This is a genomic window from Candidatus Methylacidiphilales bacterium (assembly GCA_025056655.1).
Taxonomy (GTDB): Bacteria; Verrucomicrobiota; Verrucomicrobiia; order Methylacidiphilales; family JANWVL01; genus JANWVL01.
On sequence record JANWVL010000096.1, the window covers coordinates 1 to 2,955 of the forward strand.

The following is a 2,955-nucleotide window of genomic DNA, read 5'->3' on the forward strand; positions in this document are numbered from 1 at the left end:
ACTTCTCGACGGCCGCCCCCCTGGCTAATAAAGGCGGTGATAATAACGGATAAAGCAGCCATGATGTAAACGCTTGGATGGCGCCACCGATGTAGCCTACCTAGAAGAACGGTGAGAGTGGGAAGAAGGTAGCCGAAGTAGCTGAAGTGGTCGATGATAGTCTGAACAGTGCCTGGGTTAGGGGCCCAAGGCGCATCCCAGCGATTAGCGAAAAGTCCGTTCCACATGGTGATAGGATTAAATTTGCTAGGGATGGCAAAGCGCAAGATGGCAATCGAAAAAGCGATCAAGCCTATAATGAAAATAGATCTCGGGCTGAGTTTAACGTTAGCGGCGCGCCACACACTTTGCGGAAGACGCCAAGGCTTGTGGAAAGTGGCCGTATATATTCCCATCGCATAAAGGAGAATGCATATAAAGGACATCTTTGGCTCATTATCTGAGATGTTAAAAAGCTCATAACTACCCTGGATTGGGTCAAGCAAGATCCAGAATATCGGAGCTATCAGAGCGACGTTGACGGGGTCAAATAGCGCATGAGGCTTCAGCCAGATGCGCGCTAAGATGGGGGCAGCTAGACCCAGACTCATCCAGAGGGCACTTGGACGCAAGACACCGGGAGGTGCGACATCATACGGCACTGTCAAAATGGCAAAAAGGGTAGCTAGCAAGACGAAAAAGATGCCTTGAACGCCATGTATGCTTGTTCGGTGAAATATTCCTTCCGGGAAAATGACACGACTTTGCTGCTGAGGCGAAGTAGGCTTATTCAAAGCCTGATCCGAGGGTGAAACAGCTACAGTCGGGGTTGCCATATAGCAATTTTATGTTAGATGGCCTTGCTTTAGTGACCAGTTTAAAGTCTAGCATACGACTACAAAATGTGAACTAATTTACAAAATGTGAACTAATTCTGTGTGCTCAAATGATCGAATAAGTTATCGAAATAAAAGGAATCAGTTTTGAAGATGGACACGATAAAAGCACTAATTAAAAGACTAATTGGATTGAGCAAGGAGGCACAGCCGAGGCGAGTGCGATGAGGGTTGTTTAAGGGCTTGGAATTTGAGCTAGAGTGGGCGGACAACAGTCAACTTTATTTTGGTTTGTGGGAGCGTGAAACCTATCGCTGGATTGAACGCGGCGTAAGTGGAACTGACTGGGGCGTAGATGTCGGTGCTGGAGCTGGAGAACTTTTGGTCTATCTCAAGAAACGTGCTCGACTGCCGCGAGTGATCGCGATTGAAGCCTCTGAGAGTGAACTCGACCGAATAAAAAGAAATTTGAGGCTAAATGAACTTCAAGAAGGCAATGGACTTGCTGTTATCCATGCTTATGCGAGTCATCATCGCGGCGAAAATTACATTCGACTGGATGACCTAGATTTAGGTGAGGGTAAGATTGGATTTATCAAAATCGATGTCGAAGGGGCTGAATTAGATGTATTGAAAGGAGCTGAAAAGATTTTGAGGGAACGGGAGGTGCGGCTTTTAATCGAGACACACGAGGAGAAATTGGAGGAAGAATGCAAAGAGTTTCTATCTAGGTTGGGGTATTGGGTCAAAGTCATAAAGCCCTACTGGTGGCGAAAGATTCTTCCAGAGCTTAGGATCGTCGAGCATAATCGCTGGATTTATGCGGAGAAAACAAGGGTTTCAGGATAATGTGATCGGTAGCGATCGATCCTAGGGTGCGGAGCTTACGCCAAATTTTAAAGAGTTTCGTTGATACAGGCCGCCGTTCTATTTTGGGTATGATGATCAGGGCGTCGAATAAGCCGCGCATTCTAGTAAGTAATCTTTTCGGTTTTAACGTGTGGAGCAAACAGCGAGCTATAGCGTGGATGAGGGCTGGGATAAGGTAAACGGTGGGAGTGTTCTGCCAATGGAAGAGAAGGGTGTTGCGCACCCCGTAGTAGTCCATGCGTTCTAGGGAACGAATCGGTGAAGGAAAATGCTGAATCGGGGGAGCCGTTCCAAGGCGAACGACATATCCGGCCGCATAAAGGCGCAGGCAAAAATCCGATTCCTCACCCTGATGAATAAGATGCGTGCGAAAGCCTCCAAGCAAGAGGAAAATATCGCGTCGAACGGCGTAAGCCGTGCCGATAAAAGAGTCTGTCAGATAGATTTTTTCGTTATCCGGTGGAGTCTGGCGTGGAGAGGAGGCGATTTCGGGTTCTACAAACGGGATGGCTACGGCTGCGATATTCGGATGAATAAAATCTCGGATCGTTTGGTGAACGGTCTCAGGAGATGAAAAGGTCGCATCGTCATCCAAAGAAAATATAATGTTCGCAGAACTTAATGTAGCGGCTTGATTGCGGCGATAAATACATCCCTTCGATTCGTTAAAAGGATAGATTTGCAAGCGGTGTTCTTCAGAAAACATATCTTTGAGAACTCGAAAAGAGTCATCGCTCGTTCCATCAAGGAGGATAAGAAGTTCAGAAAGAGATTTTTGTTGCAGAGCGGATTGGACGGCACGAATGAGTTCGCGACAACGGTTTCGCGAGACGATGATGACTGCTGCTGTGAGTGATGGATTAGATGGCTCAGTCATTTGATTGAATTTTTTTAACCACCCGCGCTGGCACGCCAGCGGCAATCGAGAAAGGAGGGATGGAATCGGTGACAACAGCTCCTGCCGCGATAATCGAGTGATGACCGATCGTTACGCCTTTTAGAATGCAAGCATGAGCGCCAATCCATGTATTAGACTCGATCACAGTGGGGGCACATATAAATTCATTTTTTCCTAAAACATGGTCAAAATCACATATATACACGTAAGGACCGATCAAGCAGGAATCACAAATTGTAATAGAATAATGGCAATCGATGAATGAGAATTGGTTTATATAACAATTTGATCCGATTTTAAGACAAGCAGTTTGGCCTGGACAATGGGGTTCTACAACAAGAATTGCATTTTTTTCTATGAAAGTGTTGCGAC

At 46.3% G+C, this 2,955-nt stretch carries 4 protein-coding genes; 1 reads left to right on the plus strand and 3 read right to left on the minus strand.

Annotated features, from left to right (window positions below):
- The coding region (locus tag NZM04_06085) for a hypothetical protein (GenBank protein ID MCS7063596.1) at window positions 1-815 on the minus strand (815 nt) is incomplete at its 3' end.
- A 243-nt stretch (window positions 816-1,058) separates the two neighbouring features.
- Here NZM04_06085 and NZM04_06090 point away from each other — a divergent pair.
- Window positions 1,059-1,664, plus strand: coding sequence for an FkbM family methyltransferase (locus tag NZM04_06090; protein MCS7063597.1), 606 nt, complete (start codon window positions 1,059-1,061; stop codon window positions 1,662-1,664).
- Here the strand turns inward: NZM04_06090 and NZM04_06095 are convergent.
- A complete protein-coding gene (locus NZM04_06095; GenBank protein ID MCS7063598.1) occupies window positions 1,606-2,562 on the minus strand; it encodes a glycosyltransferase family 2 protein in 957 nt (318 codons plus the stop codon). The genes NZM04_06090 and NZM04_06095 overlap by 59 nt on opposite strands.
- On the minus strand, window positions 2,555-2,955 hold a 401-nt coding region (locus NZM04_06100), incomplete at its 5' end, for an acyltransferase (GenBank protein MCS7063599.1). The genes NZM04_06100 and NZM04_06095, both read right to left, overlap by 8 nt.

Bases quoted from the DNA above. Each gene is read 5' to 3' on its own strand.
- NZM04_06095 (MCS7063598.1), bottom strand. From the start codon at position 2,562: ATGACTGAGCCATCTAATCCATCACTCACAGCAGCAGTCATCATCGTC.